This is a genomic window from Halomonas salinarum (assembly GCF_012062845.1).
In the GTDB taxonomy this organism is placed as follows: Bacteria; Pseudomonadota; Gammaproteobacteria; order Pseudomonadales; family Halomonadaceae; genus Onishia; species Onishia salinarum.
Genome location: NZ_WWNB01000003.1, coordinates 215532 through 241618, shown reverse-complemented (window position 1 = coordinate 241618; position 26087 = coordinate 215532). Strand labels below are relative to the sequence as shown.

Genomic DNA, 26087 nt, shown 5'->3' with positions numbered 1-26087 from the left:
CCGTTTATTTGCCCATTGGCGGCAGGGTATGCGTGGATCGTTTGCTTGATGGGAGCGGAATGAATCGAGAGGTTCACGTTCCGTTCTGCGAGAGGCTGCAGGGGAGGTTCCTGCGGTCTACTCACCATAAACTCCACTGGTCTCTGGATGTCGCTCTCCGTGAAGATGCCTGCAAAATCCACCGCGGACAGGCGGCGGAAAACCTCGCCAGGGTCCGGCATATTGCGCTGAATTACCTCAAAGGAGAGACGCGTTTCAAAGGCGGAATTCGTCGTAAACAGAAGAAAGCGGCGCTGGATGAGACGTACCTTGCTGACATTCTCGCAGTGTAGGATTTTTCATGCGTTTTCCCTGATCATGACGACGAGACCTTTTTCCGGCGCTCTTCTGGTTAGTTTAAGAAAGGACTATTGCGATATGAATTACGGATTTATCGTGATTTAATTTGATGCGTTTATTTTCTGTAGCAAAGCATCATCGAGCAAGTTTATTAGAATCTTACCAACGATATAAAGAGTATTCTCCTTTAGAAAATACTGTCATTAAATTCCCCGAAGCTAGGGTTCTATTTGTATGAAGATAATAAAAAAGCGCTCGATTAAAGTATTGATGCCATTCACGCGCTCGATAGTTGGTGGTTCTTTTGTATCTTCATCACTACTGGCGATAGGGTTACAGAAAGATGGCAATGAAGTTATAGCGCTGTTTCCAGAAGAAGGCCCCGCGACAGAGCTATTTAAAAAGTCAGGGATTAAAGTGGAGGTTGTTGAATTTTCTTCTATTCAGCCTTCTACTGACTCGTTAGGGGTGTTTGTAAACCTTGTTAAGTATCTTGTATTATTTATTAGGTCGACTATTTATTTAAGTAAAAATAGTTACGATATTGTCCACTGTAATGATGATTCCAGCATCTTGCCATGGGGCGGAGCTTGCCGGATAAATAAGATCCCATGCGTTTGGCATGTTAGGAGGTCAAGGAAGAGTAAAGTTGATTTCATTCGGTCATTTTTTTCCGATAAGAAAATATGTATATCAGGTTATGTTTCCAGCCGCTTTGATAAAAGTGATGGAGTTGTCATTTACAATCCTGTAGATGTTTGCCATCAAGGAGTTGATGAGAAAGGTGCCAAGAAAAGAATGGATATAGGGATATCTTCTGACGATTTTGTACTAATACAGATTGGACGTGATGATCCATACAAGCGTCCCGAGTGGTCTTTAAGATCTATCGAAGAGTTGTCATGTAAATTCAGTAATATAAAGTTGATAATGTTGGGTGACTATAGTGATGACAGAATAAAGGAGCTCCTCTCCCTTGTTTCCCTGCCTAACCGTAAAAAAGTTTACTTCCCCGGTTGGGTTGAAGATGTCGAAAGTTTTCTATGCGCCTCGGATGCTTTGATTCACCCTGCAAAAAATGAGCCGTTTGGGCGAATATTTATAGAGTCATTTGCATGTGGTAAGCCGGTAGTAACGACCAGCTCTGGTGCTGCACCAGAGATAGTGGAAAATGGTATTCATGGCTATGCTTGCTGTGATGACAATTTTTCTGATTTTTTGGAAAAAATCAATTTGTTAATCGAGGACAACTATTTTGATCCACTGGTCTTGGTAAACTATGCAAAAGGTTTTTCATTGGAGGGGCATGCTTCACTTGTTACTGATCTTTACGATGATGTATTAAGTGGGGAGGGTAGGTGTCGAGTTTACTAGTTGATTGTTACGTTATTTACGGATTTCTACCTTAGTGCTGCAGTGAAAAAATGAGTGGTTTTGTTTTAAATAGCTTTTGCTTTTAATAGGTTTATTGCACTTTTTATTTCGCTCGGTAGAATAAATAAGCGATGCCTTTCTTTTCTATTTAGTAAACGTATTTGAGATGGCCTTTAGATGCAAAAAATTAAGATTATGCATGTTGTTTCTTCAGCCGCTTCAGGAGGCGCGGAGGTCTATGTAAAAGACTTGTCAATATCAATGTCTGAGAAAGGGCATGATGTGTTTGTGGTTTTCCTTGATCGAGCCTCTGAAACAGGCCGTGATCTAGAGTTTGAGTCGCTTTTCCTTGATGAACTTTACCAGAGTGGAATTGCATATGATTTTATGGGTAAATCTTGTCGTAATAATCCAATAAAGGGCCTCTTGGGGCTAGCACGTATCTGCCGACAGTTTCGTCCAGATGTTATTCACTCGCACTTGTATTACGGTGCCATCTTCTCTTTATTTCAGTTAGGCGTTCCTCATATTTATACTCATCACAATATCAAGCTAAAGGCTTCGCCTTGGTTCTATAGGCTGCTAGATTTAAGAACCATCGCCTATATTGGTATATGTGGAGCGTGTGAAACGTTGCTCCGCCAGGTAACTCACAACGAGGTAGTGAGGATCGACAATGGCGTGGCTTTGACTCGTGTTTTACCGAAACATGACTATCAGGTTTACTCGCCGATTAAGTTGGTGTGTGTGGGGTCGCTCTGTGCCCAGAAAAACCATATACTGTTGTTAAATGCCTTGTCGCGTATACCTGATTTTGAGTATGTGCTTACGGTTGCGGGTGAGGGGGTTAAACTGTCAGAGCTGAAAGACTTAGCCTACACCCTTGGTATCGAAGATAAAGTAAAATTCGTGGGTAGTTGTAAAAATGTTAAAAAGTTGCTGAACGAGTCTGACGTTTTTGTTATGTCTTCCGCTTGGGAAGGGTTGCCCATCGCTCAGATTGAGGCAACTTTGACTGGGTTGCCCTTACTGGTTACAGATGTCGGAGGATGCTCGGAAATTGTAGATCAAGTTGGTAATGGGCTTGTTGCAAAGGTTGATGTGGAGGACTATACAAATAAATTAGAAAAAATTATTAGCGATGCGGCGTTAAGGTTGAAGTTTCACAAGAATGCTCTAAACAACTCAAGCCAATACACGATAAGTAATGCCGTGGAAAGGCATATTGAACTCTACGCACGTGTGGCTTTTAAGTAGCTTGCCTATGCCTGAAATAAATTTTGTGTTTATTGTTTTTGCTCTCACTGCCGTTTATTGTCTTTGGATGGGGGTTCGTCACCGATGGCTTCTCTGGCCTCTTGTTTTTGCGTATTTTTTTAGACTATTCCTTTTCTTCCTCGACTATACTAGGGTCTTTAGACCACCTGGGGCTACTGCAGATGCTTCTCGGTTCGTTAACGAAGCTCGTCATTATGCCAACATGGATTGGAAGTCACTTTTTGAAAATATTCCTCTTTTTCATTCCTCCTATTATGCCTGGCTAGGCGGTGTCGCCCAGAAAGTAACAGGGGAGTCAGCGCTTTTCCTGCTTTCTACGAATTTTTTCTTCGGACACGTGGTTATCGTTGTAACTGGGTTCATCTGCTACCAGTTATGGGGTAGGCGTGCAGCGGTTTTCGCTACCATGATCATGGCATTATATCCTTTTGGAGCTTTCAACTCGGTAGTGGCTTTGCGTGAAGAAATTGCCATCATGTTTTTTATGATAGGGCTTTATTTTTATATTCGTTGGGTTGCGGGTAAATCTGCATTTGGTCTTTTATGGGGTGGGGCGTTATTTAGTGTGGCCGTCCTTTTCCACCCTGGCTGGGTAGCGGCTTTTGTTGGTGTCGCAGCTTATTTGGTCTATTTTATTTATCGAAATATAATTGTTAAACGCCCTCGTTTTGTAAGCCGTATTTATGCTTTAAAAATGATAATGTCTATATCAATGCTGGTTTTTTCAATTGGTATGGTGATGGCCGGAGGGGGCTTGTCCTTGGGTAAAGGTATTGAGGTGGGTACCGGGTCAGAAGGTGGCGTCTCTGCTCTTATTGAAGGCGAATTTTCTGGTGAGGCTCGTGGGGACTCGGCGTATCCCAGCTTTGTAGCCCAAGGTAACCCCTATACTCAGCCTTGGCTGATACCAGCAAGGGTTATGTATTTCCACTTTTCACCTTTCCCTTGGGATATACGTAGTCCTACCCACTTATTCGGTTTGGTTTCATCGGTGCTTTATGGTTTTTTGGCCTGGCGCGTTTATCGCGGTTGGGATCGATTGAAAGATCGCGAAGATTGCATAGCTATGCTTCTTATCTTCGCCGCGATCACTTTCCTTTTTGCTCTAGGCGTTACAAATATCGGTACTGCGATACGCCATAAAACGAAACTTCTTGGTCTGTTCGTGATTTTGGCTGCTTCGTCTTTCAATACTTTAAGGATAAGAATAAAAAGGAAGTGATAATTGAATGTGATGATTCTGGCTGGTAACGCTCGCTCACTGATTGCCAATCGTGGTGATCTGATTCGCGAAATGTGCACTTTCGGCTTACAAGTATCGGCCGCCGTGCCTACCGCGGATTATCTCCCTGAAGTTGAGGAGTTGGGAATTACGATCTATCCGGTGGAAATGGGGCGCACTGGCATCAATCCGCTGCATGATCTGAAGTACTTGCTGTCTGTGCGCAAGCTTCTGCGCTCTGTGCGTCCGGAAGTAGTGTTCGGGTACACGATCAAGCCGGTGGTCTACGGAAGTTTGGCGGCGAGAATGGCGGGTGTACCGAAGATCTATTCCATGATCACGGGGCTTGGCCATGTATTCACCACCGAGAATGAGCGTAATCGCCGTTTGCAGAAGGTCATCGTTTTTTTCTACCGCCGTGGCCTTGCTGTCAACGAGAAGGTCTTTTTCCAGAACCCTGACGATCTCCAGGAGTTTCTTGACCGTGGGATGCTCAAGGACCGTACCCGTGCAGTACGAACATTCGGCTCTGGCGTGGATATGCAGCGGTTCGCACGCGAATCACTCCCCGAAGGCTCCGTGACCTTTCTGTTCATTGGTCGGTTGTTGACGGAAAAAGGCGTTGCCGAGTTCTGTGAGGCGGCAAGCCAGCTGCGCAATGAATATCCCGAAGCGCGGTTTATAGCTGTTGGCCCCCATGATCCGACCTTGCCACACGCCTGTGCAGAGGAAGATATCGACCGTTGGAAGGCTGAATGTGTGGTGGAGTTTGTCGGCGGAGTGAGTGATGTACGCCCCTGGATCGCTACTAGCTCAGTCTTCGTGCTTCCTTCTTACCGGGAGGGGACACCGCGTTCTGTGCTGGAAGCCATGAGCATGGGCCGCCCAATCATCACCACTGATGCCCCCGGTTGTAGAGAAACTGTTGATGAGGGCGTCAATGGTTTTCTGGTACCTCCGCGGCAGATCCAGCCCCTGGTCGTTGCCATGCGTCGTTTTCTGGACGAGCCTGAATGCGTGGCTCGCATGGGGGATGCCTCTTGGCAGCTGGTGAAACGCCTTTACGACGTGCGCAAGGTAAATCGTGTGATTCTCGATGCGATGGAACTGACATGAATGATCTGGCAAAACGCCTGTTTGATATTGTATCCAGCGCCGTGGTTCTGCTGTTGTGTAGTCCACTGCTACTGGCGATTTCTGTGTGGATCAAGTTCGACAGCCCCGGTCCGGTACTCTTCATGCAGCAACGTGCCGGCCTCGCTGGACACCCATTTCGCATTTTTAAGTTCCGTACCATGCTGGACCGCCGCCCGGATGAGATTGACCAGCAAAATGAGAAGGTGGTGAGTGAAGGGAACGATCCTCGGATCACCCACGCAGGGCGCCTAATCCGCTCTAGCAGCTTGGATGAGTTGCCTCAGCTACTAAATATCCTCAAGGGTGACATGAGCGTTGTCGGCCCCCGCCCGGTGCTGATGGAACAGAAAGCCCTGGTTCCCCCCGGCTACATGACGCGCTTTTCCCTGCGCCCGGGTCTTACCGGCCTCGCGCAAGTGCGAGGTAGGCGCAGTCTAGGCTGGTTAAATCAGCTAGCTTATGATGCCGAATATGTGGAAAAACGCGGTTTCTTTTACGATGTGGGCATTATCCTAATGACTGCCAAGATAGTGCTGTTAGGTAGTGGTGTCTACGGTGGAGAAGGGCTTAACTGGCGCACCTATCGTGATCGTCTCAATGGGCGGTTACCGGCGGATGAGGATGTTCTTGCCGCCTTATCGATTCAGGAATCTCCGACTGAGAAATCTAGAGAGGAGCCGTCGTGAACCAGCTTGATTTTATGATGATCACGCCGAGCCCAGAAATAGCCGCTTTCATCGAGCAGCATGGTGTGGCGCGTATATTTCTCGACCAAGAAGTGTTGGGGAAGGCAGAACGGCAAGGCCACCTGGATACTCACAAGGCCGCGCACTCATTGCAGGAGATCGCTTCAGTCGCAAAGGTGCTGCGGTATGCGGAACTAATGGTGAGGGTGAACCCTTGGAACCCGCAAAGCCGTGAAGAGGTCGAGGCAGCGTTGGACTGTGGGGCACAACGCCTGATGCTACCGATGTTCACTCGCCGGTACGAGGTAGACGCTTTCTTGTCCTTGGTGGCTGGGCGAGTACCGGTGACCTTTCTACTGGAAACCCCCCAGGCGCTAGCGCGTTTACCCAACTGGCTGCCACTATTGCTTGCCGGCCGTGATGAGGTGCATATCGGGCTCAACGATCTTTCGCTGGGCATGGGGCTCGATTTTCTGTTCGAGCCTCTGGCCGGACGGTTGCTGGAACCTGCCGCGAATCTGCTTAATGCAACAGGCATCCGCTGGGGTGTAGGCGGCATTGCGCGTATCGGCCAGGGCGAACTTCCAGCGGAGACAGTACTGGGGGAGCACATGCGTTTGGGCTCACGGTGGGTGATCCTTTCCCGAGCGTTTCACCAGGGGGTGCGCACGGTGGAGCAGTTAATTGGAACATTGGACTTTCCCGCCGAACTTGCCAGCCTGCGTGAGGCCGAGGCTCATTGGCAGCACGCTTCACCTGAGGCACTGATGGCCAATTTGCAGCAGTTGGCATTGTGCGCCTATCGCGTGGCTTGCCAGAGGGGAGGCTCGTGATCTCTGTCCATCCCTCGACCGTCACGCAAGTTCCAACCCTATCTGTGCCGAGCCGTCTGTTATTCCTACAGAGTGCAGATGTCCTGGAGAAACAGAAGGGGCAGGTCATTGCCTTCTTGAAAGAGGCACTTCCAGAGGCCAGCATCTCGTTTGCCAGCAGCGTAAGTATGGTGCCGCAAGACGCCGAGTTCGATGTGGTAATCACTCCTACGTTGCCTTGGCTGCCTCAGGCGCTTACGCGATTAACCGACTACCGCTGGATTCATTTCCTCTCCGCCGGAGTGGAAAAGATCTGGGAAATGGATTTCGACAAGACACGGCCTCTTATGACCAAGAGCAGTGGTGTGCATGGTGCACCGATGAGTGAATATGCCATCGGTGCGATGCTCTATTTCACCAAACAGCTCGGTCGTTTTCATGATCAATCCCGCCGTGCCGAATGGCAGCGAGGCTGGCTTGAAGAACTCACTGGTAAGCAACTGACTGTGCTCGGTCTGGGGAACATCGGCCTAAGCTTGGCACGCCGTGCCAAGGCCTTCGACATGGAAGTGGCAGGAACGATGAGGCACCTGCGCCCTGTCGAGGAGGTAGACCGCGTGGTGCCCATGGAGGAGATCGGCTATGAACTAGCTCGCACGGATTTTCTGGTGTGTTGCCTACCGCTAACCGAAGCCACCAGGGGACTGGTAGACGATGACCTGTTGGGTAATCTCAAGCCCGGTGCCGTCCTGATCGATATATCCCGCGGTGGCGTGGTGCAGGGGGGCGCGGTACTAAATGCTCTCAACACTGGCATCCTCAAAGGAGCAGCCTTGGATGTGTTCGAACAGCAGCCACTCCCCCCTGAGTCGCCGCTATGGAAGCGTGAAGATGTGTTGATTACGCCACATGTGTCTGGCACGACCCCGTACTATCTGGAACGAGCTTTGGGTGTATTGGTGGCCAATCTCCAGGCGCATGCTGTCGGCGCGCCACTTGTGACACCGGTAAATGTTGAGAGAGGTTATTGAGTTCCGGGAGAGAGTTACTGACTGGGGGCAGTATAAATATCGTATAGCATCTTATTCTTGATGATCCTGTCCATCATCCGCCATACCCGGTAGCGGCATAGGAATGATCGGCCGGTCTGTAGAAAACTGATATTAATCGCAGAGGATGTGAAGGGTCGGCCGTTTTAGATTAGCTGCAATATGGATCAAAGGCGGTAAATCACATTGCCAGGCTAGTGTGTCTATCTCTTTCGTCGGAGTTTTGCAAGATTCTGCCCGCATACGGTACTCCGCTTTGAGATCGAGTAGGTAGGGCCGAGCGCGAGTAAAGCCTAGTATTATGAAAATCGCGTTCCCAGTGATGTCAGCCAGAAGGTTACGCAGCACAGTCATTCAAAGGGGCGGGTGCTGTTTTTATAATTTTTAAATCAGCCTTAAGTTTTATTAACTTATGAGCGCGTAGCTGGTGGGTATTTTAGCTAACCTTTACGACTAAAGTGTGAAGCCATATATATTCGTCGTCAGGCCGGGAAGTATAAGTTGAGCAAGTATTTAGTATCAGTTTAGTGGTCACCCAGAAGTGAAAATGTTACCTGTGCATTACCATTATCTTGGCTTGCTGAGTGTTTGTTTATTGGTCCCAGTCGAGTTCTTGTATCCGGGTAATGATTAGCATGTTATCTATAAAATAGGGTATCTTTTTAAAAAGTGGTTAGTGGGTTTTTGGGGGAAGTGCGAGTTTCACGTTGTCAGGTAAAAGCACGTGGTATTTGCGACTGTTCGATAAGGAGTGTCATGGTGAGAGAAAAAATAGTGGCGAGTCATGATAGCCAGCCCCATAGCCGACGGAAGGAGGTGGCGGAAGCTAATGTGGAACGGCGTGGGAACTCCCCTCCGAGTAGACATCTCTATTCTTACCGGACTTATGGATTGAGGATCGGGTCCCAGCTAGAGTTGCCTGAACTTCCAGAAAGCCTACCATGCGCGCAACCCGATGTGGTTATAGAGGCGGGAGAGGTAGAGGATTCTCTAGATGGGGCTACTTTCCGTAATAACTGGCTAGAAATGGGCGATGAGCGTTGTCAGATTAACATTAAGGGTATAGCGCGATATCAGGTAACGAATGGCCAGAAAATACTGATCGACCGCCGAGTATCACGCGATGAACAAGCTGTTGCGGCACCTGGTGATATCAGGCTTTTTTTGTTAGGTGGTGCGCTGGGTGCGTTATTGCATCAGCGTCAATGGTTGCCGCTACATATCAGTGCGCTCAAGACGACGAGTGGCGTATGGGCTTTCACCGGAGACTCTGGTGCGGGCAAGTCTACCTTGGGAGCTTGGCTTCATCATACTCTAGGTTGGCCGCTGGTTACGGATGATGTGGCGATCATTAAGCCTGACGAAAACCTTCCTTACCTTCATCCTGGTCCACCTAGAGTCAAGTTATGGAAGGATGCCCTAGCCGTTCTGGGTATTCAGATGGACGGACTAGTGCGCGATCTTACTCGTGCTGATAAATACCATTTGATGCTTAAGGAAGGTTTTCAGGACACGGCGCATCCGCTGGCTTCCTTGGTAATTCTTGAGCGCGGTAAAGAGGGTGAAACCGCGACCCTGGAACGTATTAAGGGCGTTGAGGCCTTCAAGGGCATTATGTCCTCACTATATCGACCAGAAATGGCTGAAGCTTTCAATAGTAACAAGCGCCTGATGCAAGATGTAGCCTCATTGTCTGCTCAAATATACGTTTACCGATTTCGTCGGCCTTGGGCTCTCGAAGGTTTTGAGCGAGGCTTGGCGCCACTACTGACCGAGATAGAAGCCTGTTCTAGAGGTAGGGCATTGGCATGATGCTTGGCATGGTTGATTATTAGGAAAAGTTTTTATTAGAAATTAAGTGGCGAGCAGGGCAGATGCCCCGCTCGCCAATCCTGTGCTTACTACAACCCCGTAGGGGTTACGTCAGGAGATGGGCCCGTACGCATCGTTCGGATTGCTATCTGATGGAAAAGACCCTGTGTCGCTATTTAAACTGCTGGCGCCCTGGGTGATGTTTTTCAATTCCCCCAGCTCTTGTATTACAGGCGCTTCATAGGTTTTACGGTCGAGGTTATGCATAAGAGGTACCTCCTTGTTAGGCTGTTATCTAGACTTCACACGCTGGCGAACAGCATGTAACCTAAGGGTAATCTCATTGCTTACAAAAACAAACATTTTTCAACCTAAAAACCAATTTATTATTGGTTAATTAAGGCTGCTTAAATTTAATGTTATTTATAGTCTAAAGGTATGAGGGGTTGTTGTTAATGTCAGCATGAGATGGTTTAGTTAAGTAGCACCCGACTACTACGTATTCTGTAAAACAATGACCACCGGTCACCGCTATCCGTCCTGCTGTTACCCAGGCATGAGCCTTAAATTCCTGAGATTTTTCATCTTTGGCCAACCCAAAGTACAGCGCATAAGGTATGCGGTTTAAACCGAGCATCAATCGTGCCGTGACAGCCTGAGGGAAACAGTTAGCGACCCACGGGCTGTAACGTGATGCGAGCCGAATCACGTGGGCGATTTGAATGGCGCGCTTTTCTTGCTTTAGCGTGAGCAAATGAGTGTAAGCTTGTAGTCCCACCCCTTGACCTAGATGTGGTGCAAGCCGTCGGAAGGTGACCGTCAGAATGGTTAGGCGGCTCAGGCCCAGCATGATCCAAACAGGGCCGAGCCAGATTCTAGTGAATCTTGGTTTTTTGACTAATGAGTGGATGCTACCCGGAACGAAGTGCATGGTATAAAGATCCGTTGCCATGACACTCTGGAAAACGAGCGCCAATTCATCGGCGACGCCTGAATATGTTGCGTGCCTTTAATAAAATCTGCGTTTCTGTTAATTCGCAGGGCGGATAATGTCGTTCTTCATTAACTCCTGTACAAATTTTGTTATATCTTGCCGACATGTTTCAGGAGTTACCTCGTACTCTTGAGTGATAGCCTCTACTAAGCCGTTGATACTTACCGGCGAAGACAATAGTTCAAAGGCACGCGTCCCAACCCCTGAAATTCCGTAATAGCTTCCCTTGCCGGCATTCATCATGACTAACTCACCATCCAGATCAGCGGCAACCACGTCGTGATTTCGCTGCAGGAGGGTGTCGTTTCCCGGGGGGGGTGAGTGTGACATGCGATCTACCTCTCTGCGATGGATAATATTTATTATTGAACAACCTGCATGAAAACGCATGTCATGTTGCTCACGCTTATTGCCTTTTGATGGAGAAGTGTGGCGTCGAGTGTAGTTATTCAAAGTGATGTTTTCTGTTGATGGAAAGCGACCCAGTGTCGATTTTTATACTATAGCATTCTTGTGGAATATTCTATTGCGCATGGTCATGAGTGGTCATCCTAAGTGACTGTTTTACGAAAATAGTGCTTGGCTTAGTCTTAAGGTAACGAAGATAGGGGAATCATTCATTTCCTTCTTCAGCATAGCGGATGAACCCACCTACCGACATACCCCGCAGCAGTTGCAATCGGAAACGCGTTTCAACCTTAGGATCATCCCACCCCTCCTCAGGCCAATCTTCTATGGCCTGTTCCATGGCATCAATATCCAGGTATGTTCCAGCATTTTCATGGTTCCTAAGCTTCTCGAGTGCCTGACGCATCTGTGGTATTAGCTTTTCAGTATTCTCATGCCAGTCCGGTGCTTGTATGCCACGGGTCACCGTATCAAGAATCTCACCTGGAAGCGTACCGCGCATAGCGCGGCGTATCAGCCATTTGGTTTGACCACCCCCCATATATTGTGACTCAGGCACCGCTAAGCAGAAGGCCATCAGTTCGCGATCAGCAGTTGGATCTCGGTCCTCCATACCGTGCACGTTGGTGCTGGCGTTGTACTCACCGATATCGATTCGATAGAGCGAAGTGATACGTTGTTTTCGCCCCTGCCAACTGGGCTGGTGGCTCAGGTCAAAGCCCATTCTGCGTGCGCGCTTCTCACTATTCATATGTCGCGACCAGCTTGGATTAATTGCCGAGTAGTCGAACAGCGAGGCGATTCTACCCTTAGCGTGCTCACGTGCCCTCCAAAGCGTGTTGGGCACCAGCGGCATACACCAGGGACGAACCATTCGGCGCCAGTGTAAGCTCGGATTGCGGTGTTTTAGCTGCCGATAGTGCTTTGCGAGAAGCAACCATCGACCGTGCAAGAGGAGCCAGGGAAGATATGGCATGCCATCGTGCGAAATGCTGATATTCCCCAGGTTGCCATTTAGCAATACCTTGACATTTCGCTGAGCAGCATCCTCGCGTATCGCTTGCTCCCATTGCATGTTGCAGGCGTTGAGAGGGGCGCGATCGAGCTGTTCGATTATCGCCTGCAGGTCATCAAGTGGCGTTGAGTCTTTATCACGCCGCAGAATGATGTGCTCAATGTTGTCGAATTGCTTGACCAGTGACTTTGCGCCCAATGTTTCATCTACGTGTCGATGTGAGGGGACCGGTCCATTGAATCCTTCACGGGGTGCAGCAGTGTAAGCGAGCAATGACTCGCCCTTGCCTTGCAGCAACCTTGCCGCAACGGCAGTTACTGCCGAACTGTCCAGCCCCGAGCTCAAGTGCGAGGCAATGGGCCCTCGGCTTCTTAACCGACGCTGGGTGGCACGCTCTAGCTGCTCCTTGAGGCCTTCAGCGTAATCGTCATTACTTGCGAGCCGAATCTCCCGGTCGGGGTCGAAGCGGAAGTAGTAGTGCTTTGATATCCTGCCTTTATAAAGCTCTACAATCTCTCCAGGCTCAACTCGGAATACCTCCTTGTACATAGATTGAGGCCCGCTCATTGGCATCATACAGAGATAGTCGTGGAGGCTCTCCTCGCATAGGGCCTTTGTCAGGCCAGGGACGGCAAAAAGGGCCTTGGGCATGCTGGCGAAGGCAAAGAGGTTATCGGTGCGATACCAGAACAGCGGACGCATGCCCAAGGCATCACGAGCAAGCCATAGTCGCTGGCGACGTGGTTGCCAGCAGGCCAGGGCATAGTCTCCAAGCAGATGAGCCGGAGCGTCGCTGTCCCAGCGGATGCACGCGTGTAAGGCCAGTTCGCTATCAGCCATTCGGTTGGCGCTGCTCTGAGTGATCTCCAGTTTCGCGATGAGTTCCTCGCGATTATCCAATCGGCCGTCGAATGCCAGCGCCAGCTGTTGTCGAGAATGCCACATAGGCTGCTGGTCGAGGCTATCCTCGGGGGTGATGCGAAGCAGGGTGCGCGTCAGTCCTCCACTGCCTTGGTGCCAGCTGTGCTGGGCATCCCGGCCATATGGCGCGAGCAGGGACTGCATGCGATGTAGCGTGTCGCGATCCAGGCGGCTGCCGTCTATATGGATCAGGCCGGCGATGGCACTCATGATGACCTCCTGGTAGTCAGTAGTTCTCCCAGCTGCTCGAAGAGCCTATTAGCTACCTCGTCGGGCTGTCGCACGGTCATGACCTGACGGTAGAAGCGGCCCACGTCCTGTCCCGTGCCAATGGCGGCCAGGTGGATCGGGCTGCACTCCACTTCGCTGATGACATGGCGTAGGTGTCGCTCAAGGAAGTCACGGCCGTTGGCTTGAGCAGTGACTTTGTCATAGGGCGCGCCATCGGAAAGCACGACCAGAATCTTGTGAGGTTCGGGCTGGCGTGACAAGCGCGTAGCGGCCCAGTGAAGTGCCTCGCCATCGATGTTTTCATGCCCGGGGGACTCGCGTAGCAGCAAGCCGAGTTGTGGTCTTACGCGACGCCATGGCTGGTCAACTGACTTGTATATTATGTGGCGAATGGCGTTGAGCCGCCCGGGTGGGCTGGCCAGATCCTGAAGGCGCCATTGTTCTACCAGCGGATTGTCTGCCGTATAGCGGGTAGTGAAGCCCAGCACTTCGCAGCGGATTTGACAGATCTCCAGGGTATGCACGGCCAAGTCGATGGCCAGCGCCGCCATGTGACGCCGTCGGCTGCTCATGGAGCCTGACTGGTCAACCAGAAGGGTGACGCAGGCATCAGTCAAGGGACTGGTCTGTTCGTAGCGAAAGACCCTTCGCGTCGGAGTGTCGCCTATCAGGCGAGCTAGCCTGCGGCCGTCCAATCGGCCTTCTTCCTGGTCGAATTGCCAGTGGCGCTGGCGGGCTGACATCAGTTTGCGCTGTAGGCGATGTGCCAGATGACGCACTCTTCGCCGATCTATTGTGTCGAGCTGACACAGAGCGACGGCATCGTCTTCCGTGGCCCAGCGGCTGGCAGGTTGTTCCTCATCCCACTGCCGTGAAAATACTGCATACCCTTGGCGTTTATCGTCGCGCTCCTCCAACTCCTCGGCCAGGCTGCGCCGGTTAGGGCGCCCTTTTTCCATGTCCCCGGCTTCATCTTCGCGGTCTTGCTCATTCTTGCCACGCGTTTCAGCACTAATTGATTGTGGTTCAGATGAATACGAGGTCGTGGTGGGGTTGAGCGGAGCCAGTTTGTCGATGAGCTCCACTAGGCAATCGGTGAAAGCTATATCGTCGTCAAGATGCTCGATAGCGCCACTCAGGGCCTCCATCAATTGGTGCTCAGAGATGTCAGCTTTAGCGATGGTCACGCTGGCTTGCCGCTTACGGCTGGGCAGGGATTTCATCAGATGAGCAAGCCAAGAGGATTCGTCTGAGGAGGCGGGAGGGGCCAGTAAAGCAAGTTGAGTTGGACGCTTGCCGGTGAAGACTAGGCGCGCTATGCGATAGAGTTCTTCCTTGGCACCCCCCTCGTTGTCGCTGTTTACCAATTCGGCCAGATTGCTGGCCATGCCGGGTAGCTTGGCACTAGCCAGTGTTTCAACGCGTGCGCGCTCTAGTGCGTCATACCACGGTCGCTGTTCATCGCTGAAGCGTTCTTCCTGAGAAGTGCCATGCCAGCGGCGCCATGCTGCCAGCGCATCGGCAGTGCTTCGTGTCGGGACATCCCAGAGCGTAAGAAGAGGGAGATGGTGTGGTACCTCTCTGCCGGCAGCGTAGGTTCGCTCCCAGGCTGCGGCAAGTTCCTCACATCGTGATGTGTCAGTAGAGAGGGCTGGCATCACGACTGTCCAGATAAAGGTCGACGTCGAAGCAGCGCTGGTAGATCTCGTTGATGAGTGGGCGTTCTGTTTCGTCGCAGCGGTTGAAGAAGGTCATGCGCATTGCCTCGTGGGTGTCGGCGAGGAGGGCGGCATTTTCACCCCAGGACACCAGGGTGCGTAGCGATATCAGTGAGGATAGGTCTCCTTGTTCAAATGCTCGGCGTGCCAAGTTAGCGAAAGCCACCATTCTCGCAATGCTGACATGGGGTAGGTCAGGTAGGCGTGACTGTAAGATGGCTTCTTCCTGCTCTGCGGGCATGTAGCCCAGTTCGGTAATGACCTGCCAGCGGTCCAGTTGGGCTTGGTTAAGCGCTTGAGTGCCGGCGTAAAGGCCGCTGGGATCACCCTGGCCCGCCGTGTTGGCTGTGGCGAACAAGCGAAAGTCCGGGTGAGGGGTAATCACCTGGTTTTGATCGAGAAGTGTCAGCTTGCCGGAGGATTCCAGTACCCGCTGTATCACGAACATGACGTCAGGGCGGCCGGCGTCGTATTCATCGAAAATCAGCGCCATGGGGCGCTGCATAGCCCATACCAGCATCCCCGGCACGAACTCAGTCACTTGATGGCCATCGCGAATCATGACCATGTCTCTGCCGATCAGGTCTGCACGCGTGACGTGTCCGTCCAGATTGACGCGCATACAGGGCCAATTCAGTCGGGCGGCAACCTGCTCAATATGCGAGGACTTTCCGCTCCCATGGGGGCCATGCAGGTAGACCCTGCGATTATGGGCAAAGCCTAACAACAATGCGCGTGTTACCTCGTGGACGAAGCGAAAGGCGTCGTCCTGTTCAGGTACGTGAGAGTCGGCCTCATAGAAGGCTGGTACCGTCCAGGGTACCTTGATTTGAAAGGCCTTTTGGGTATCGCAGATGGCCTCTGGACGTAACTGGTTCGAGTCATTCATGACGGCGATACAAGGTCCTAGTCTGTGGGCCAGTCATACTGCCGGCCCATCATTCGGTGGGGCGTTTCGCATTGGGTCTTGAGCGAGTGTTGGTACCAAGCAATGCGCTGCCATCAAGTCTGTTTCCTTATCAGCCAAATTAGCAGATCGTCCCCATCAAGCAACAAAAAGCATCTTTTTGTATTTTTATGTTACCTTGAGGTGAGGAGCAAGGGGCTCTCATATTGCGAGGCCCTTGCGTCATCATTGGCTCGGCAGCATCGTCAGAAGGATATGACAAGGTGGCTTCCTCCTCTCAATCACTAACACTGAGCACAGAGTTTCGCCTGTTGCTTCTGTTGTCTCGCTTGAAACTTGACGGCACCCAGGAACGGGCGGCACGGGGTCTCTGCGATGAGGTGGAGGACTGGGAGGCGGTTCACCACATGGCGACTCATCGCTTTGTCCTCCCCCTGGTCTATCGTCACCTGTGTCACCTTGAGCCACCTTCGTTGCCTGCAAAGCAGCTGGCCCTAATGAAGCAGCAGGTAATGGGCCAGTATAGGCACGACCTGAATATGATCGCTAGCCTGGCAGAGATTCATCAGCAGCTGCTGGAACCGTTGGAAATCCCTTATGTGACGTTCAAGGGGCCATCGCTGGCTGTGTGCTACTACGATGAGCCCGCCATGCGCTTCTCTCGGGATATCGATATCTTAGTGCCCCGAGGACGAATGGCAGAGTTGTTGGATCGTGCATTGGTCGCGGGGTATAAGGCGCTTGACCCTCAGGAACTGACCAATACTCCCGCCAGTTTGGATTTCGTTGCGTGCCACCAGAAAGTGATAACGCTGCTTTCACCGCGGGGCATTGCCATCGAGTTCCACTCTAGAATCGATAATATCGGCACGGTTTACGATTCGCGTGGGCTCATAGATCGGGCCGAGTCGGCCCGCGTGGGCAGTTCGGATGTGTCGGTTCTGCCAACCGATGAGCTCTTCGTATACATCTGCTGGCACCATACCAAGCATTTTTGGTCTCGCCTGCACTGGTTGGTAGACCTTGACGCGATTCAGCGTCACCCGAGCTTCGATCGGCAGAGAGCCCTTGCCTGCGCCGAGCGTCACGGCTTAAGCGCCACGGTGGAGGTATGTTTGAGAATGTCCGAGCTATTGGGCTCACCCGAATTTGACCCTCAAGGCCACGATGACGAGCGAGTCAATGAGCTGTTGAAACGTTCGCTTGAGGCCATGCAAGGGGATCTTGAGCTCGAACATCGATTGGGCGAACTGAAGCCGACCCCGGATTTTGCCTTTCACTGGCAGACAGATCGTAGCCATCGACTTCGCTGGCAACTGTTGGGCTGGCTGCGCATTTTTCGACCAAGCTATGCCGATTACCACGGGTGGCCATTGCCCCGAACCTGGCAATGGCTGTATCGACCCCTGCGACCCTGGCGAGAGAGCCGTCGCCGCTGGGACTAATCTCGACACTGACTAGCACCCGGGAACGTTATGCTTTCCATAGCCAAGTTGATGGCGCCACTTTCCACCTTGTGTCGCATTTTTCCCATCCTTTGGGCCAGCAGTAGAAAGTGGACCTTGATATCCACTGGCCTGATGGTGCTTGAGATTGTCTTTGGCTTGGCGGTGCTATTTCTCCTCAAGCAGCTAGTCGATGTCGTGACGACCATGCTGAGCAGTGAAGGACCAGCAGATGGTATTCGTTACGTACTCTGGGCGGTGGCCGCTACAGGCTTATGCTCGCTGGGGTTTTTGGCCGCCCGAGGGTTTTCCGGGCTTGCCAGAGAAACCCAGGGATTGCTGGTATCGGAGAGTATTGACAAGGACATCCATGAGCGGGCAGTGCGTGCGGATCTGGCTTTCTACGAGAGCCCGCGCTATTTCGACACCTTGCAGCGCGCCCGCGCGTCAGGCAATCAGCGTCCTGTGCAGGTCGTCAATAACCTGATGTTGCTGATCAAGAATACGCTGATGCTTGCCGCCATCGTTGTGCTGCTGGCCACTATAAATTGGATGCTACTACCGCTGCTTCTGGTGGCCATTTTACCTGCGCTGTTGGTTAGGCTGCGCTTTACTCGTCGGCTCTTCGATTGGCAGCACAAGCGGACACAGATGGAGCGTCGGGCGGGCTACCTGGACTGGCTTTTGACGTCGGACATCCACGCTAAAGAACTTCGTCTGAATCAGCTCGGTGACTTCCTTCGTGAAAGATATGCCGAACTTAAAGCGCTGATTCGAGAAGAAAGATTGGTCATCAGCCGCCAGAGGACCATTGTCGAGGTTGGTGTGTCGGCAGTGGCCACGGCCGCTTTTTTCTCGGCACTAGGCTACCTTGCATGGGAAACCTCAGAGGGCCGCAACAGCGTCGGTGATCTAGTGCTTTTCCTGCTGGTTTTTCAGCGCGCTCAGTCCATGGGGCAAGAGCTCGTTGGGCAGCTGTCACGGCTCTATGAAGATCATCTCTATATAGGGCTGCTTTTTGAGTTTCTGGATGTGCGCCCGATTGTATCTGAACCCGATTATCCCTTGCCATTACCGACTCGTATGAGCACAGGAGTGCGCTTTGAGAATGTTAGCTTTTGCTATCCTGGAACCCAACGAGAAGTACTGAGCAACATTAATCTTACTATTCGGCCGGGTCAGGTTGTGGCGTTGGTGGGTGCCAATGGGTCCGGCAAGACCTCATTGATCAAGTTGCTCTGCCGCCTATACGACCCCAGTTCGGGACGTGTCGTTTTGGATGGAGTAGACGCCCGGGAATACTCTCTCGAAGACTACCGTCGAAAGTTTAGCGTGATTTTTCAAGATTACGGTAAGTATGCGGATACCGTACGTAGCAACATTCGATACGGCGATATCCGTCAGCCTGAGGAGACGCCGCTGGTCGAGGCGGCGGGAAAGAAATCGGGAGCGGATCCCTTCATTCGTTTCCTGCATAGCGGCTACGACACGCCGCTTACCCGCATGTTCGACGACGGCCAGGAGTTGAGCATCGGCCAATGGCAGAAAGTGGCGCTAGCCCGGGCTTTCATGCACCAGTCCGAAGTCATCATCCTTGATGAGCCTACCAGCGCCCTCGATCCTGGAGCTGAATTCGACTTGTTCGCGAACTTCCGTGAGCGGATCGACCATCGTGCCGCTTTAGTGATCAGTCATCGGCTTTCCACGGTGAGAATGGCGGATTATATCTACGTGCTTGATCAAGGCGTGATCCGCGAATCAGGAACGCATAACGAGCTTATGCAGCAACAGGGAATTTACTGCGAGTTGTTCAATCAGCAAGCGCATCACTACCGCAAAGTGGGGACCTAGCATGGATTCGGTTTGTCGGATAGCGAGAGCACGACCATGAGCGGCATGTGTGGAATCATTCGCTTTGATGGTGGGCCGGTCAGTCGCACCGAGCTCGAGCGGATGGTGAGCCGGGCAAAACACCGCGGACCTGATGGAGTTCATTACCACTGCGTAGGGTCTGTGGGGATTGCCTGTCTGTCGTTGGATATAACGTCTGACGGAAGTGGGGCATGCCGCCCGATCGTAGACCCGGCAAGGCGTCTAGTTTTTGCGGCCGATGCACGGCTTGATAATCGCGCCGAGTGTCTCGAGGGCAAACCGGTGAGCCGTACTGATAAGACAACCGATGCCGAACTCATGCTTGGCACCCTGCTTCGCCACGGCGAACTCGGCCCTGGGCGACTCATTGGTGATTTCGCTTATGCACTCTGGGACGAAGGCCGCTGTGAGCTGCGGCTGGCGCGCGATGCCATGGGCATGCGCTCGCTCTACTACCGCGTGGAGCCCAAGCGTGTGCTGTTTGCCACCGAGGTAACGCAAATTCTCGCCGCCGAAAAGGTGCCGAGAAAGCTTAATGAGCAAACGGTGGCCTGGTATCTCGCCGGTATGCAGGTACCGCAAGGATCTGTGTTCTATGAGGGCATCGAGGAGGTCAAGTCGGCTGAGGAAGTTGTGATCACAGTGCATGGTCGCATACACAGGCGCGCCTATTGGCGTCCCGACCCCAGCAATCGCATTCGTTACCGTGACGAACGTGAATATGCTGACCAGTTGCGCGAGATTCTGCTAGAGGCGGTGCGTAGTAGGCTTCGCGTGCGATCACCAGTTGGCGTAAGTCTAAGTGGAGGGATGGATTCGGCGACCATCGCTTCGATTGCAGGCTGGCTTGGCGAACAAGAAGAACATATTCCCGCAATGCGTGCATATAGCTGGGCGTTCTCAGACTTTCCTGAGTGTGATGAGCGGGAGAATATCTACCGCATTACTGATCGTTACCAGATTCCGACGCATGAGATACCCGCCGAGGAAACCTATCCTCTGGTCGATGAGACCGCCTATGTCCCGCATGAAGATGATCCCTTTACTACGATGTTTCAAACCTTCCTGATTAGAGGGTTAACGGCTGCCAAGGCTGATCGGGCTGTGGAGATGTTCTATGGATTTCGGGGCGATATGATGTGCGGAGGGAGCGTAAACGACGTGCCGGGGATGCTGCGTGCGGGATTATTCGCTGACGCTCGAGTGGAGCTGGCGAGATTGTCACGGCTATCCAGCTTATCCAAAGCCTCTACGTTGTCACGCTATGTACTGCGCCCGGTGGTCGAAGACGTCTTTCCCAGGGGATTCGTTGTGTCGGGGCAGCTCGCTTCACAGCGACTAAGGTCGCTGGTGGGTGGGGGGGGCGTTGAGAAGCGTTGTACAATAAGGTGTGGTCCTGCATTGCGCGCCGAAGAGCATGTGCGCGAAAGTTTTCTGCGACGGACGGCGCTGCCGGCCAGTGATCCGGTCACCTTGGCGGCGCAGACTTGGCCGGGGGCAGCGAGTCGACAGCGCTATATTCACATCTTCTCTCCGCTTGTTATGCGCGGGGTCATGCATTCAGAGCGTCTATGTGCAGGGTATGGCATGGGTTCTGCCGACCCTTGGAGTGACCGGCGCATAGCGGAATTCATGCTCGCCTGCCCCCAGCATTGGATAGGCAGGGCCACCGACGTGAAACGGCTACCGCGACATGCCATGGAAGGTATCATGCCTTCGGCAGCCATCAATGCCGCTCAAAAGGTATCGCCCGGACCATTGTATCTGCATGCGCTGCGCGAGAAATCATACAAAGCGGTGGTCGATCTCATGACCAATAGCCGCTGTGCCGACCTCGGCTACATTGATGAGGATGCGTTGCGTGTGCGGTTTGATCAATTCGTAAAGGGAGAAGTGCCGGCATTTGATCTTTGGTCGACCCTATCCCTCGAGATATGGCTTCGACGCTACTGGACATAGATGACGTCGGTGTAGGGTTTCTGATGATAAGAAAAAGTGATGTGGACTGTTTTTATAATTTCATTATTTTTTGTTAGGAAAAGCATACGGTCCTGATGTGGCCAGTTGAGCCTTGGTTATCTAATATTTAACTACAGAGGTGGGGAATGATCCAGGCCTCTTATCATGAGGTGATATTTATGAATAACCAACGTCTACCTTCAAAAGAAGGTACTTCCCGTCGAGAGTACAACACTCCGCAGTTAAAGTGTTGGGGTACCGTGTCGGATATTACGAAAGTGGGCTTAACCAATCCAGGTGATGATGTGTGGCCCGGCAATGCGGATCATGTCGGGGGAAGTATTACGCATAGCAGCGCTGGTGGAAGCAACGGTTAATATGTTGTTAATTCAAAAAATAGTTGCTATGTGATTAACAGATATATTATACGTTGCGCCATTTTATTTGCTTTTTTGGTGCGGAGGTTGCTTTGGATGCTATCTTGCTTTTTGATGGTAGTGTGGATAATAAGCAACTTCTAAGATTTGCTCATAAAGATGACGTGGCTTCTTCCCTGCGGGCCTTGGGGGAAGGTTTTTTTGTGAACCCACTATGGGGCGATCTGGCCGGTTCATCACTTGTTGGGTGTGCTCACCCCCAGCCTATGCTTGCAGTTTTTGGGAGTTTTAATTCTACGCAAAGAGCACGCTTAAGGGAGCTATCAAATCAAATAAAAGAGGTGGGTAACAATCATAAGTATATAGATTATCATGACGCTGAGCGGAGTGCGGAGCACCTTGCACATAAGTTGATTAAATACTTCGGTCGCGATGAACTGTCACGTTTTCAGTATACGGCGATCCCTAGAGGCGGATTGATAGTGCTCGGTATGTTGTCATATTTACTTAATTTGCGTCCCGACCAGATTGTGATGTCGGATAAATTAACGCCCAGTTCAACCCATAAGACGCTGGTAGTGGTCGATGATTGCGCGCTGTCTGGCGTCCGATTTCAGCAGTTCCTGAAACAGGTCGGTAGCCCTAGAGTTGTTTTTTGTCCACTGTATGCGGCGTCTGCATTGTGTCGTGCCATTGAACGTGCAGAGCCGAGCGTCGAAGTTTGTATAAATGCCAGGGAGCTTTATGATATGGCGCCCGAAAAGTTCGGTGCGTCATATCCCCAATGGCGTGCCCGGCAACAAGATTTAATGACTGGCCATGGCTACTGGGTTGGCATGGTTGAGCATTTCGCCTTCGCCTGGTGTGAGCCACAAACGAAATATTGGAATACCGGGACCAGTCAATTCGAGGCTGGTTGGAACGTTTTTCCACCGGACCTGTGCCTTAATCGCCGCATTGCCTTCGAGAAGATGCGTCGTGATTATTCAAATGGCAATCAAAGAGTTGTCGCTCTTCAATCCAGTGGTTCAGGTCCCATTTGTGTCGCTAGTCGTGTTCTGTGGGCGGAGATCGATACGACAATCGCGGTCGCTCGTATGCCGGAAGACGCGTCAGAATCGACGTCGTGCTTTGGCCTGGAAGGCGTGGCTGCCGATATGTGGCGCTGTGTACTCGAGCATGGCACGCTTGAGGGCGCCGAATCGACGTTGCTTGAGTGTTATGACGTTGACCCGGCAAGGCTTCGAGAGGATCTTGCTGCATTGGTATTAGAGCTTGAGCAGAATGGGATATTGCGCAACAATAATCCGTTGTAGTGTCTTTTAACTAGAATTACTAAGGAATCGTGGCGAACATGAAGTCAAATCGGTACTGCGTCTTCGGTTTCTGCCTTGAAACGGATTATCGTTTTCGTACACCGATGACTGCAGCATCGCCTGAAGCTGAGACTGATCTGTTATTTACCTGCCGACTCGTTGCCCATAGCTATAGCACACCAACCAATGACTGTCTCTACCTTAGCCCAGCCAAGAACCGTTATGGCGAAAGTGCGTTGCAGGTGTTTGCATTGAAATTTGGCTTTATCTTGCACTTCCCTCGTATAGCCGATTTTATATTGCGATCGGGTGAGATTACGTGCGAACTATTCGATCCCAAGCTCAATTGTATGATCGAGATCTGTCTGCTAGGGCATGTTATGTCCTATTATCTGGAAGCCTCTGGCGTGGCGGCTCTGCACGCTGGTGCGGTGGCCATAGGTGATCGTGCGGTGCTATTTGTGGCCGACCGTACGGGGGGCAAGAGCACCTTGGTAGCCTCCATGGTGCAAGCGGGCTTTCCCCTGATCGCCGATGACATTGCTGCGTTGGAATCACTCAATGGCACGGTAGTTTGTCGGCATGGATTTCCACAGCTTAAGCTTACTCCCGAGCAAGCGCTGCGATTTGCAGGGCGTGCCGATGGCTTCCCGTTGGTCCATCCGGATTTCAGCAAGCTGAGTGTTCCCGCAAGTGAGGTTGGCTCTGTCGCCGCAGCTTCGCTGCCTGTCTCTTGTGTCTATCTACTCGAGCGTCGGACAGATGGTTACGACGGTGATGATAGCGCCCCAAGAATACAGATTAAACCTGTGCTTACAGGGGATTCGCTGACGCAGTTAGTTCGTCACTCTTTTCTTGCAAATATCGTTGAGAGGCGTGGTGCCCTCAGCGATTTTTCGTGTGGCGATGGGCGAAGCGGTAGGGGGGGAGAAGAGTGGCATATCAGCCGGTTTCACCGTTTAGCAAAAATGGCGCAAGGCGTGTCCGTCAAGCGCTTGTACTATCCGTCAGGGTACAAAAAACTGCCACAGGTTCATGCTGCTATACTTGAAGATGTGAAACGCTCATCCTAACGGTTGGTTGTGATTTTCGTTGATTTAAAATTTTAAATGAACGCTACTGAAACGTGCCCTAGTCAGTGCCTGCCTTGTGTGGTATCTCGGCATAATCATCCTGTGGTGTTTTCCATGCAAGAATTTTCGCGTGATTATTCACTGAACCTGCAGTCTCTCCGAGTTCCCTCTTGACGGTAGATCGACAATACGATGTCGACATGTTCAACCAAATCTCTGCCTTAGCCCTTGGTGATGGGCAGGCAGAAGCCCCCGGCAACTCACAAAACTTGTTGTGAAGAAGGGCAGTGGCGCTACCACCCACTACCCTACACTTGATAAGAAACATGAGTTCTTACAAGCCGTCGAGGCTGCTGCCAGTACTGGCCACGCTGCCAGGTAGTCCGACGGTCGGAAGTAAAAGGCTGATTACCCGGTTCCAGCGCGCAATTGGTGCGGTAGTGACATAGATGACATCCTGTGGCTGCAGGATAAACTGGTTACCCAGCGTAAAGGCAACCGCATTCCTTACATCAAGTTGGTAAACTGTTGCCAGCTTTTCAGCACCTACCTCTTCTCCACGAATAACGAAGATGCCCGAGGGCTCAGCAGTATTCTCTATTATCCCGCCTGCACGTGCCAAAGCACCGGTAAGCGAGAGACGTTCGCTCCCCAATTGAATGCTGCCTGGATTTCGGATTTGCCCCATGATAGCAACTGCCTGATTTTCTGAGGTGGGAACATATAAAATGTCTCCATTGCGCATCAGGCGATTTTCCCTCAGATCTCCCCTTCGCAACAAAGCGTAAAGCGAAATTGGAATTTCATCTCCATCGCGGGTTAGGACAACATTGTGCCAGTTGGCATTGACCAGGGCGCCCCCAGCTTGGCTGATAGCATCAATAATTGTCAGAGGCACGCTGGTGATGGGCAAAGTGCCCGGCTGTGAAACTGCGCCGCTGATATAAACCTTCTTGGAATTGAAGCCGGCAATCCGTACGTCCAATTGAGGATCGGTGATGTACGAGGACAGCTGACGGGTCAGCAGGCTTCGAGTTTCATCCAGTGTCCGGCCGACTACCTTTACCCGACCGATATACGGATAGAAGATGGTACCGTCGTTGCGCACTCGGTTGCCGGCTTCAGCGGCGCTGCGTTCTGCGCCGGCGGGAATCGTCAGCTCTGGATGGTCGTAGACAATAATATCCAACACATCACCTACGCCGATCTGGTATTCATAGTCCTCCAGTTCGCTGCGCAGTGCCGCTGGCATGGCGGTGGCCCTAGGCAATGGCATGGGTTGATAATCAGCCACCAGGCTTTGGGTGATAGGCATGATGTCTATCTTCTCGTTGAAAGAAATGCTCTCGGACTCGTAATCCATGTGGCTGCCTGGTGCCAAGGCGCAGCCACTTAGAAGGCCGAGTGTCAGCAACGCAACGGGTAATAAACGGCGGCAAGAGCTGTAGGTCATAAGAGGTTCCTTCCTAGATATGTCTGGTCTGCAGAGGTTGCCGCCCAGACGTAATAGTTCCCATAGACTCATTATCTCTTATGACAAATCTAATCAAAGAGACTGAGTATGCCTTCTAGTTAGTTTCTTCTAGGTTACTTTATATATCAGAAAATTAGCATATTAACTATATTCGCCTGGGCTATATAACAATCAGCTTAGCAGCCTTCCTGAAAAACGGGCAGAAATTCTCCAGCCGCGTTATCAAATTTACTAAATACGATTCTGATCTATCCGGAAGCCAGGCAACATTGCGACCGCTCATCTCACGCGGAAGCCCCTCGCACTCAAGGTGATGTGATCCCCTCGCCTGTGTCGGACCCTCGTTACTCCTCTGGACAATTTCTTGAACATAGTATCGCGCGGACCCGCGTATTCGGCCTCATCAAAGCATGACGGGCCGTTGAGCCCGTTTCACGTATGGCCGTTCAGGTCAGCGCTGTGCGAGCTGCCAGCTCCGAATCGCTGTGGTGTCTACCTCGCGGAGGACTATCTGTTGTTGCATCAGCTAGCCAGAACGCATTAAACCGCATGCCTTGCAACGTCTTACGTCGGAGCGTCCTGCATAGCACATAGAGAACGCTGCCTGTGGAGCGGCGCGCACTCGTCTCAAAAAGACTAATTGACTGTTATCAGGTGGAGAGCCGTAT

At 51.6% G+C, this 26087-nt stretch carries 21 protein-coding genes; 14 read left to right on the top strand and 7 right to left on the bottom strand.

The window, feature by feature from the left end:
- The 9 genes from HF027_RS04175 to HF027_RS04135 all read left to right on the top strand — a co-directional run.
- A partial coding sequence (locus HF027_RS04175) for a transposase (protein ID WP_209316393.1) occupies window positions 1–332 on the top strand: 332 nt, incomplete at its 5' end.
- A 241-nt stretch (window positions 333–573) separates the two neighbouring features.
- Window positions 574–1713 (top strand): glycosyltransferase family 4 protein, encoded by a 1140-nt coding sequence (locus tag HF027_RS04170; protein WP_168013174.1) that lies wholly within the window; start codon window positions 574–576, stop codon window positions 1711–1713.
- Window positions 1714–1890: 177 nt separating this feature from the next.
- Window positions 1891–2970: a glycosyltransferase gene (locus HF027_RS04165; protein ID WP_168013172.1), complete on the top strand. Its 1080-nt coding sequence runs from the start codon at window positions 1891–1893 to the stop codon at window positions 2968–2970.
- Complete coding sequence (locus HF027_RS04160) at window positions 2939–4213, top strand: ArnT family glycosyltransferase (protein WP_168013170.1); 1275 nt, start codon at window positions 2939–2941, stop codon at window positions 4211–4213. Before HF027_RS04165 ends, HF027_RS04160 begins: the two co-directional genes overlap by 32 nt.
- Before the next feature lie 12 nt (window positions 4214–4225).
- On the top strand, window positions 4226–5329 hold the full coding sequence (locus tag HF027_RS04155; RefSeq protein WP_168013214.1) for a glycosyltransferase family 4 protein: 1104 nt from the start codon (window positions 4226–4228) through the stop codon (window positions 5327–5329).
- Window positions 5326–6036 carry a sugar transferase gene (locus HF027_RS04150; protein ID WP_168013168.1) on the top strand — a complete coding sequence of 237 codons (711 nt, stop codon included), beginning with the start codon at window positions 5326–5328 and terminating at the stop codon, window positions 6034–6036. The genes HF027_RS04155 and HF027_RS04150 overlap by 4 nt, the downstream gene beginning before the upstream one ends.
- Entirely contained in the window at window positions 6033–6869 is an 837-nt protein-coding gene (locus HF027_RS04145) for an aldolase/citrate lyase/malate synthase family protein (RefSeq protein WP_209316391.1), read from the top strand. Before HF027_RS04150 ends, HF027_RS04145 begins: the two co-directional genes overlap by 4 nt.
- The gene (locus HF027_RS04140) at window positions 6866–7879 is read left to right on the top strand and encodes a D-2-hydroxyacid dehydrogenase (RefSeq protein ID WP_209316390.1); all 1014 of its coding nucleotides are present in this window, start codon (window positions 6866–6868) and stop codon (window positions 7877–7879) included. The genes HF027_RS04145 and HF027_RS04140 overlap by 4 nt, the downstream gene beginning before the upstream one ends.
- 1044 nt (window positions 7880–8923) lie before the next feature.
- Window positions 8924–9709 (top strand): hypothetical protein, encoded by a 786-nt coding sequence (locus HF027_RS04135; RefSeq protein WP_168013166.1) that lies wholly within the window; start codon window positions 8924–8926, stop codon window positions 9707–9709.
- A gap of 111 nt (window positions 9710–9820) precedes the next feature.
- On the opposite strand, the gene HF027_RS04130 is transcribed toward HF027_RS04135, so the two are convergent.
- From HF027_RS04130 to HF027_RS04105, 6 genes are all read right to left on the bottom strand, one after another.
- Entirely contained in the window at window positions 9821–9976 is a 156-nt protein-coding gene (locus HF027_RS04130) for a lasso RiPP family leader peptide-containing protein (protein WP_168013164.1), read from the bottom strand.
- A gap of 163 nt (window positions 9977–10139) precedes the next feature.
- The gene (locus tag HF027_RS04125) at window positions 10140–10661 is read right to left on the bottom strand and encodes a lasso peptide biosynthesis B2 protein (protein ID WP_168013162.1); all 522 of its coding nucleotides are present in this window, start codon (window positions 10659–10661) and stop codon (window positions 10140–10142) included.
- Window positions 10662–10739: 78 nt separating this feature from the next.
- Window positions 10740–11033, bottom strand: coding sequence for a PqqD family peptide modification chaperone (locus HF027_RS04120; protein WP_168013160.1), 294 nt, complete (start codon window positions 11031–11033; stop codon window positions 10740–10742).
- A gap of 283 nt (window positions 11034–11316) precedes the next feature.
- Window positions 11317–13257: an asparagine synthetase B family protein gene (locus HF027_RS04115; RefSeq protein ID WP_168013158.1), complete on the bottom strand. Its 1941-nt coding sequence runs from the start codon at window positions 13255–13257 to the stop codon at window positions 11317–11319.
- Window positions 13254–14936: a cobaltochelatase CobT-related protein gene (locus tag HF027_RS04110; RefSeq protein ID WP_168013156.1), complete on the bottom strand. Its 1683-nt coding sequence runs from the start codon at window positions 14934–14936 to the stop codon at window positions 13254–13256. The genes HF027_RS04115 and HF027_RS04110 overlap by 4 nt, the downstream gene beginning before the upstream one ends.
- Window positions 14917–15885, bottom strand: a complete 969-nt coding sequence (locus HF027_RS04105; RefSeq protein ID WP_168013154.1) for an AAA family ATPase — start codon at window positions 15883–15885, stop codon at window positions 14917–14919. The genes HF027_RS04110 and HF027_RS04105 overlap by 20 nt, the downstream gene beginning before the upstream one ends.
- 281 nt (window positions 15886–16166) lie before the next feature.
- Between HF027_RS04105 and HF027_RS04100 the strand changes: the two genes are divergently transcribed.
- The 5 genes from HF027_RS04100 (at window position 16167) to HF027_RS04080 (ending at window position 23945) form a co-directional block, all read left to right on the top strand.
- A complete protein-coding gene (locus tag HF027_RS04100) occupies window positions 16167–17348 on the top strand; it encodes a nucleotidyltransferase family protein (protein WP_168013152.1) in 1182 nt (393 codons plus the stop codon).
- Window positions 17349–17483: 135 nt separating this feature from the next.
- Window positions 17484–19199 carry an ABC transporter ATP-binding protein gene (locus tag HF027_RS04095; protein ID WP_168013150.1) on the top strand — a complete coding sequence of 572 codons (1716 nt, stop codon included), beginning with the start codon at window positions 17484–17486 and terminating at the stop codon, window positions 19197–19199.
- A 36-nt stretch (window positions 19200–19235) separates the two neighbouring features.
- Window positions 19236–21179 carry an asparagine synthetase B family protein gene (locus HF027_RS04090; RefSeq protein ID WP_168013149.1) on the top strand — a complete coding sequence of 648 codons (1944 nt, stop codon included), beginning with the start codon at window positions 19236–19238 and terminating at the stop codon, window positions 21177–21179.
- 430 nt (window positions 21180–21609) lie between these two features.
- Window positions 21610–22872, top strand: coding sequence for a PqqD family protein (locus HF027_RS04085; RefSeq protein ID WP_168013147.1), 1263 nt, complete (start codon window positions 21610–21612; stop codon window positions 22870–22872).
- Window positions 22873–22910: 38 nt separating this feature from the next.
- On the top strand, window positions 22911–23945 hold the full coding sequence (locus tag HF027_RS04080) for a phosphoenolpyruvate carboxykinase (ATP) (RefSeq protein WP_168013145.1): 1035 nt from the start codon (window positions 22911–22913) through the stop codon (window positions 23943–23945).
- 334 nt (window positions 23946–24279) lie between these two features.
- Here the strand turns inward: HF027_RS04080 and HF027_RS04075 are convergent, their stop codons facing one another.
- Complete coding sequence (locus tag HF027_RS04075) at window positions 24280–25398, bottom strand: polysaccharide export protein (RefSeq protein ID WP_168013143.1); 1119 nt, start codon at window positions 25396–25398, stop codon at window positions 24280–24282.
- Window positions 25399–26087: the final 689 nt, after the last annotated feature.

Bases quoted from the DNA above. Each gene is read 5' to 3' on its own strand.
- HF027_RS04090 (WP_168013149.1), top strand. From the start codon at position 19,236: ATGAGCGGCATGTGTGGAATCATTCGCTTTGATGGTGGGCCGGTCAGT.
- HF027_RS04125 (WP_168013162.1), bottom strand. From the start codon at position 10,661: ATGGCAACGGATCTTTATACCATGCACTTCGTTCCGGGTAGCATCCAC.
- HF027_RS04115 (WP_168013158.1), bottom strand. From the start codon at position 13,257: ATGAGTGCCATCGCCGGCCTGATCCATATAGACGGCAGCCGCCTGGAT.
- HF027_RS04120 (WP_168013160.1), bottom strand. From the start codon at position 11,033: ATGTCACACTCACCCCCCCCGGGAAACGACACCCTCCTGCAGCGAAAT.
- HF027_RS04170 (WP_168013174.1), top strand. From the start codon at position 574: ATGAAGATAATAAAAAAGCGCTCGATTAAAGTATTGATGCCATTCACG.
- HF027_RS04130 (WP_168013164.1), bottom strand. From the start codon at position 9,976: ATGCATAACCTCGACCGTAAAACCTATGAAGCGCCTGTAATACAAGAG.
- HF027_RS04135 (WP_168013166.1), top strand. From the start codon at position 8,924: ATGGGCGATGAGCGTTGTCAGATTAACATTAAGGGTATAGCGCGATAT.
- HF027_RS04155 (WP_168013214.1), top strand. From the start codon at position 4,226: ATGATTCTGGCTGGTAACGCTCGCTCACTGATTGCCAATCGTGGTGAT.
- HF027_RS04150 (WP_168013168.1), top strand. From the start codon at position 5,326: ATGAATGATCTGGCAAAACGCCTGTTTGATATTGTATCCAGCGCCGTG.
- HF027_RS04110 (WP_168013156.1), bottom strand. From the start codon at position 14,936: ATGCCAGCCCTCTCTACTGACACATCACGATGTGAGGAACTTGCCGCA.
- HF027_RS04105 (WP_168013154.1), bottom strand. From the start codon at position 15,885: ATGAATGACTCGAACCAGTTACGTCCAGAGGCCATCTGCGATACCCAA.
- HF027_RS04080 (WP_168013145.1), top strand. From the start codon at position 22,911: ATGAAGTCAAATCGGTACTGCGTCTTCGGTTTCTGCCTTGAAACGGAT.
- HF027_RS04095 (WP_168013150.1), top strand. From the start codon at position 17,484: ATGGTGCTTGAGATTGTCTTTGGCTTGGCGGTGCTATTTCTCCTCAAG.
- HF027_RS04165 (WP_168013172.1), top strand. From the start codon at position 1,891: ATGCAAAAAATTAAGATTATGCATGTTGTTTCTTCAGCCGCTTCAGGA.
- HF027_RS04075 (WP_168013143.1), bottom strand. From the start codon at position 25,398: ATGACCTACAGCTCTTGCCGCCGTTTATTACCCGTTGCGTTGCTGACA.